Consider the following 6,233-nt stretch of genomic DNA (forward strand, 5'->3'; position numbering starts at 1 on the left):
GACGTGCTATCTCAGCCCTGATCCTACGGGCCTCTGGGGCGGCGAGAATACCTATGGGTATGTGCATAATCCGACAGGTTGGATCGACCCGCTCGGATTGACAGGATGTTCAGATCCTAAGAAATGGGATATTGATAGCTATGGGAACTTAAGGGATTCAGTTAAAGGAAAAAATTTAGCACTTGATTCCCATCATGTTGGTCAAAAAGCAATAATGAAAGATCTAGTGAAGAATTATGATCCTAAAACGGGACCATCAATACTAGTTCCTAAAGTTGGACACACAGTTTCTAAAGATGGATTAGGAATTGTATCTAGAAGTCGAATAAACCCAGCAACAGGTAAAGAATTTACTAATGCAAGAAGTGTGATTGCCAGAGATATAAAAGAGCTAAGAAGAGTTTACCCAGAAATTCCAAATAGTAAGCTTAAAGAGCTTATTAATATGAATAAAAATATATATCCAGAAGTTAGATTTAAATGAATTTAAAAGGTAACCATATGAAAAATGATGAGAAAATAATAGAATCTATTTTTAGTGAATTATTTGATGACAACTTACCCCGTTATCAGAATAGTTTAACCAGTCCAATGGATAATAATGATGATGTGTATGCTAAAGCCAGAAAAGCATTATCAAAATTAGATGAACAAGACAAAACAGCTATTTTCGACTTCTTCAAGGTAGTAATATCTGACACATCATCAACTATATTTGGAACCATTGATGGTTCCCACTTTCCACCCAATATAGATGGTGATTTTACGTTAACTTATGAAGACGAAGAAATACAAGGAAGTTTACAAGACTTATTTATAGAAAAAGCTGAGAATAAAGGTATTTTTAATTAAAAAAGTAAGGCTGAAAGATCCTTCGAGATCTTCCGGCCCTATTCATGATCTACCGTGGCGCATACCCACGGTAAGCCAGAGCAGATTGAAGCTTACCAATGGCATCCTTAATCTGATACGCTTCCTCGTCATTCACGGCACAGGCCCGTATCTCCGCCCAATTCAGCCGCTTCACCAGTTGCGCCAGGGCCAGTGCTTCAATGTGGGTTAACTGAATGTCCTGTAAATGTTCAATCGCCATCGTCATCTCATGCGCTCCCCTTAACCCGCAAAACCACTTATCAGCGCCCGCATCTGCTGCTTAATCTCCCGCAGTTGGGCCTGTTGCCGCTGGTACTGCTGATGCTGTTGTTGCGTGGCTTCACTGTCAGGAATCAGCACCAGACAACCGTCCATCACCTTCACCGTAATCTGGCCGCCAGTATTAAATCCCGCCTGTCTCAGCCACTGCCCCTTAAGATGTATCGCCGGTGTGGCATTGTTGACCTTATTCCCGTTCGGCACATAGCCCACCGTGTAATAACGTTCTGTTTTCACGGCTTTATTTACCGCCGCTTCTGCTTTAGAATGCACCTTAGCCATAGTAACTACCTCTTTTAGTTGCTTGTGGTGAGCGGCGTTGTTGTGTTGCTGCACTTCAACGCCGCGCTAAAAAATCACTTTAGACTTAGTTATTCTTTTCCTGATCAACAGGGCGTATTGCCGACTCAACCCGGTGCTTAACAATCACCGCATCAATCAGTTTAATCACTGTCTCCTGTTCTTCCGGCTGGCATTGGGCCAGTGCTTTAAATCGCTCCATTAATCGCGTGTTGCTAATCGGTATCTGTTCGTTAGGCGAGCCAAGCAATAAGTAATCAATAGTTGTCGTGAACAACTCAGCCAGTTGGATCAATTTATCAGCCGGAGGGATGTGCATCCCGGACTCATACTTGTTGTACTGCGAAAGTTGCAAGCCAATCAGGGCAGCAACTTCCTTCTGTGTTCGTCGCTGTTGGTTACGTAACTCTTTGAGTCGTTTACCGAATGCCCGGCGCTGTTCTTCGGTCTGCATAATCTCATCTATCACATCAGCCATAAAATGCTCCAAGTATAAGGTGAGTTCCAAAAACGACTTGCTTTACTATCGTAATACGAATATATAATATATCGCATATCGAAGCAAAATAAATCTTGACATATTTTGGGGGGATCTTTGTTATGGCACGCATCCCGGAAGCAGAATTACAGCACCTGAAAACGGCCGTCTCCTTAGTCGCCGTGGCGGAACAACAGGGACACAAGCTGATTAAACGCGGCAAAGATTACGTGCTGCTGTGCCCGTTCCATGAGGAAAAAACTCCGTCAATGGTCCTCAGCCCTGAAAAGAACCTCTATCACTGTTTTGGCTGTAACACCGGCGGTTCGGTGCTGGACTGGGTGATGAAAACCGAGCGCCTGAGCCTGCGGCGGGCGGCAGAGCACCTGCGCAGCACGCTGGGGAATAATCCTGCTGTAGCGCCGCTGGTTCAGCCAAATGAACCCACCGTACTGGCCGAAGACGAAGCCGGACGGCAGGCGCTGCTCAGCCGGGTGGTGGAGTTTTACCATCATACGCTGCTGAACGCCCCCGAAGCCGTGGCCTATCTGGAAAAACGCCGGTTACATCATCCCGAATTAGTCGCCGGTTTTAAGCCCGGCTTTGCCAACCGGACTCTGGCTTACCGGCTGCCGGAGAAACAACTGAAAGCCGGTGCCGCTATCCGGGCCCGGTTGCAAGCGGTGGGCCTGATGCGGGAGTCAGGCCATGAACACTTCAGCGGCTCGCTCGTGGTGCCGGTACTCGACAGCCACGGGCAGGTACAGGAAATCTACGGCCGGAAAATCACCCAGCGCCTGCGGGCGGGCACCCCAAAACATCTCTACCTGCCCGGCGAGCACCGCGGCGTGTGGAATGAAGCCGCCATGATAGCGTCCAAATCGCTTATCCTGTGTGAATCATTAATTGATGCCATGTCGTTCTGGGTGGTGGGATACCGTAACGTGACCGCCGCTTACGGCGTCAATGGCTTTACCCCCGACCACTGGCAGGCACTGCAACGGCATCAGGTCAGGCAGGTGCTGATTGCCTTCGATAATGACCACGCCGGTAATGAGGCGGCAGTGAAACTGGCCGCAGAACTGACCACCGCCGGCATTACTGTGTTCCGCGTAGTGTTCCCCGAGGGCATGGATGCCAACGGCTATCTGTGTCAGGTCGCCGAGCCCGAACCGGCATTCGGGTTATTGCTGGATGGCGCGGTGCCGATGTATGACCCGGCGCAGGAAACCGACACCGAAGCACCGGCCGAACCGGCAGCGCAGCCATCACTGGCAACGGAACCCCCTGTTGCTTTAGCCGCTGAGCGGGCGACAAGACCGCTATCTTTGCCAGGTGTAGTCTGGGAGAAAGGGCCAAACGGCGAAATTATCATCTCACTGGGCCCGCTGCGCTGGTGTGTTCGCGGGCTGGCTCAGGTCAGAGCCGGGGCAGCAGTCATGAAAGTCAATGCGCAGGTGATTGATACCGACAGCGGCGTGATGTTCGCCGACAGCGTGGACATGATGAACGCCCGCAGCCGGGGCGGGTATGCGCGACTGGCTGCCACCGAACTGGGACTGGCCGAAAGTGACCTGCGCCGGGCACTGGGACAGGTGTTGCTGGTACTGGAACAGTGTCAACAGGCCGGTGTCGGTGAGCAGACAGCCACTCAATCTCAACCTGAACTCAGTGAAGCCCAACGGGAAGCGGCGCTGGCGCTGCTGCAAGACCCGCAACTGAGTGAGCGAATCACCGCTGATTTAGCCGCCTGTGGCGTGGTGGGGGAAAGCACTAACCTGCTGGCCGGTTACTTAGCCGCCGTCAGTCGCAAGCTGGACCGTCCGCTGGCCGTGCTGATACAAAGCAGTTCGGCGGCAGGTAAAAGCAGCTTAATGGATGCGGTACTCAATCTGATACCGGAAGAGGAACGGCTGCAATACAGCGCCATGACCGGCCAGAGTCTGTTCTATCTGGGGGAAACCAATCTCCAGCATAAGATACTGGCGATAGCCGAAGAAGAAGGGGTACGGCAGGCCGCCTATGCGCTCAAGCTATTGCAAAGCGACGGCGAACTGACCATTGCCAGCACCGGTAAAGATGACGCCAGCGGTAATCTGGTCACCAAACAGTACTCGGTAAAAGGACCGGTGATGCTAATGCTCACCACCACCGCGATTGATGTCGATGAAGAGCTGTTAAACCGCTGTCTGGTGCTGACGGTAAACGAATCGCGGGAACAAACCGAAGCTATCCACGCCTTACAGCGCCATAAGCAGACGCTGGAAGGCTTACTAGCCGAGAATGAAAAGGCGTATATCACTGAACTGCATCAGAACGCTCAACGGCTGTTACGCCCGCTCAATGTGGTTAACCCTTATGCTTCACAGTTAACGTTCATGAGCGATAAAACCCGTACCCGGCGCGACCACATGAAATATCTCACCCTGATACAAAGTATCGCCCTGCTGCATCAGCACCAGCGCGAGGTGAAGACCGCGGAACACCGGGGCAAACGGCTTGAATATATCGAAGTCGCCAAAGAAGATATCCGCCTGGCGAACCGGCTGGCCCATGAGATATTAGGCCGCACACTGGATGAGATGCCGCCCCAGACCCGGAAACTGTTGCTGCTGATACAAGCCTGGGTAAAAGCCAGCGGGCAGCCGCGCCATGAGTGGCTGTTCACCCGCAAACTGTTGCGTGACGCCATCCAATGGGGCGATACCCAGCTAAAAATCCATCTGTCACGGCTGGTCGAAATGGAATACCTGCTGTTGCACCGTCGCGGACTGACGTTCGTCTATGAACTGCTGTTCGACGGTGAAGATAACGACACGGCGCACCTGTGCGGCCTGATAGCGCCCTAAAAGTCGGCGTATGATTCCATCCGGTCGGGGTTATCACTCAGACGGTCGCACGTCTGTCGGGTGCAGGTCGTGGGCTGGTCGGGCAGTATAAATCCACCCAAATGCAGGCTATACAAGGCCCCGGCGCTAAACCGGTCGGGGTAAAGGAAAAAGCACTGTTCCGGCAGGCAATAAAGAAAAACCGCATCGTATCGTAGTCAATGATTACCCCATAACAACAATCCATGTACCTTACAGGAAACCCCGTCATGACTCAGACCATCGCTTCTACACGCCCCGCTCATCTCACCACATTACGCCAGCAGCTTAAAGCCTATCTGGATTGCCTGACCGCCAGACACTACAGCGTCTGGACGCTGACCGGCTATCAGGAACGGCTGTTGCCGTTCGTTAACTGGTGTGAGGCCCGGGGGGTCATGTCCGCCCCGCAAGTCAGCCCGCCGTTACTGGAAAGTTATCAGTCCTGGCTGAGAGCCTATCGTAAAGCCGACGGCAACACGCTGGCCGTGAGCACACAGTCAAAACGGCTGAGTGACCTCAGAGTCTGGTTCCGCTGGCTGCGACAACGCCAATACATCCTGTATAACCCAGCCGAGGAACTGGTGTTGCCCCGAAGAGACAAACGCCTGCCTGCTCAGGTGCTAAGCGAGGACGAAACACAGACGGTATTACAGGCCATTGATATCAACAGGCCGACCGGCTTAAGAAACCGGGCCATCCTCGAAGTGCTGTGGAGCAGCGGTATCCGGCGGATGGAACTGTCCAATCTGCGGTTAAGCGACATCGACTTCGGGCGCGGCGTACTGCTGGTGAGACAGGGCAAAGGCCGTAAAGACCGGATGGTGCCCATCGGGGAACAGGCCCTGCACTGGTTACAACGCTACCTTGACAGCGTGCGGCCGCGACTGGCCCACCGCCATGACAGCGGCCACCTGTTTATCACCCTCAATGGCCGGCAGATGTCACGCGACAGACTCACCCAACTGACGGGCGCCAGTATTCGCCAAAAAGCGCAACTGGAGAAAGCCGGGGCCTGTCACCTGTTCCGACATTCAATGGCCACGCAAATGCTGGACAACGGGGCCGATACCCGACATATCCAGGCGATATTAGGGCATGCGAGTCTGGAAACCACGCAAATCTATACACGGGTGGCAATCGGTCACTTAAAGAAAGTGCATGAGCAGACGCACCCGGCAGAACGGAAGCCCGAACAGAAAACACCGTCAGACAACCCGCAGGCGGAGAGTGATAAGCCGGCCAACCCGAAGTTGGACTGAACGCCCTGTGTTGCCGGACAGTCTTTGATGTTAGCCGGTTCCCTGTGAGCGTGTGGGGTGCAGTGAAAGGCAGACTGCGCGCCTCCCTGCGCACAGACTGCCTGCCCACCTTCTGAGTGCCGGCGGTAAATGACGGCCGCCCGGCATTAAGCCTCGTCTTCCTCTGCAACTCTC

General features: G+C 52.8%; 5 protein-coding genes and 2 pseudogenes. 4 read left to right on the top strand and 3 right to left on the bottom strand.

Annotated elements, in window-relative coordinates:
* Positions 1 to 484 (top strand): annotated as a pseudogene (locus tag LGZ99_RS23055) (RHS repeat-associated core domain-containing protein); the annotation flags it as partial.
* 17 nt (positions 485 to 501) lie between these two features.
* Positions 502 to 852: a hypothetical protein gene (locus LGZ99_RS23060; RefSeq protein WP_262979706.1), complete on the top strand. Its 351-nt coding sequence runs from the start codon at positions 502 to 504 to the stop codon at positions 850 to 852.
* Positions 853 to 901: 49 nt separating this feature from the next.
* Here LGZ99_RS23060 and LGZ99_RS23065 read toward each other — a convergent pair whose 3' ends face one another.
* The 3 genes from LGZ99_RS23065 to LGZ99_RS23075 form a co-directional block, all read right to left on the bottom strand.
* Entirely contained in the window at positions 902 to 1,099 is a 198-nt protein-coding gene (locus LGZ99_RS23065; RefSeq protein ID WP_262979707.1) for a DUF7706 family protein, read from the bottom strand.
* A 14-nt stretch (positions 1,100 to 1,113) separates the two neighbouring features.
* Positions 1,114 to 1,434, bottom strand: coding sequence for a SymE family type I addiction module toxin (locus tag LGZ99_RS23070; protein WP_262979708.1), 321 nt, complete (start codon positions 1,432 to 1,434; stop codon positions 1,114 to 1,116).
* Positions 1,435 to 1,519: 85 nt separating this feature from the next.
* Positions 1,520 to 1,930, bottom strand: coding sequence for a helix-turn-helix domain-containing protein (locus tag LGZ99_RS23075; RefSeq protein WP_036771233.1), 411 nt, complete (start codon positions 1,928 to 1,930; stop codon positions 1,520 to 1,522).
* 122 nt (positions 1,931 to 2,052) lie between these two features.
* Here LGZ99_RS23075 and LGZ99_RS23080 point away from each other — a divergent pair.
* Both LGZ99_RS23080 and xerC read left to right on the top strand, forming a co-directional pair.
* Positions 2,053 to 4,776, top strand: a pseudogene (locus LGZ99_RS23080) (CHC2 zinc finger domain-containing protein); the annotation flags it as partial.
* Positions 4,777 to 5,027: 251 nt separating this feature from the next.
* Positions 5,028 to 6,059, top strand: a complete 1,032-nt coding sequence (gene xerC, locus LGZ99_RS23085) for a site-specific tyrosine recombinase XerC (RefSeq protein WP_262979710.1) — start codon at positions 5,028 to 5,030, stop codon at positions 6,057 to 6,059.
* The last annotated feature ends 174 nt before the right edge of the window (positions 6,060 to 6,233 follow it).

It is taken from the genome of Photorhabdus temperata, from assembly GCF_025384845.1.
Classification (GTDB): domain Bacteria; phylum Pseudomonadota; class Gammaproteobacteria; order Enterobacterales; family Enterobacteriaceae; genus Photorhabdus; species Photorhabdus temperata.

What these genes read in the sequence shown, in the direction of transcription:
- LGZ99_RS23060 (WP_262979706.1), top strand. Translation starts at nt 502, where the DNA reads ATGAAAAATGATGAGAAAATAATAGAATCTATTTTTAGTGAATTATTT.
- LGZ99_RS23065 (WP_262979707.1), bottom strand. Translation starts at nt 1,099, where the DNA reads ATGACGATGGCGATTGAACATTTACAGGACATTCAGTTAACCCACATT.
- LGZ99_RS23070 (WP_262979708.1), bottom strand. Translation starts at nt 1,434, where the DNA reads ATGGCTAAGGTGCATTCTAAAGCAGAAGCGGCGGTAAATAAAGCCGTG.
- LGZ99_RS23075 (WP_036771233.1), bottom strand. Translation starts at nt 1,930, where the DNA reads ATGGCTGATGTGATAGATGAGATTATGCAGACCGAAGAACAGCGCCGG.
- xerC (WP_262979710.1), top strand. Translation starts at nt 5,028, where the DNA reads ATGACTCAGACCATCGCTTCTACACGCCCCGCTCATCTCACCACATTA.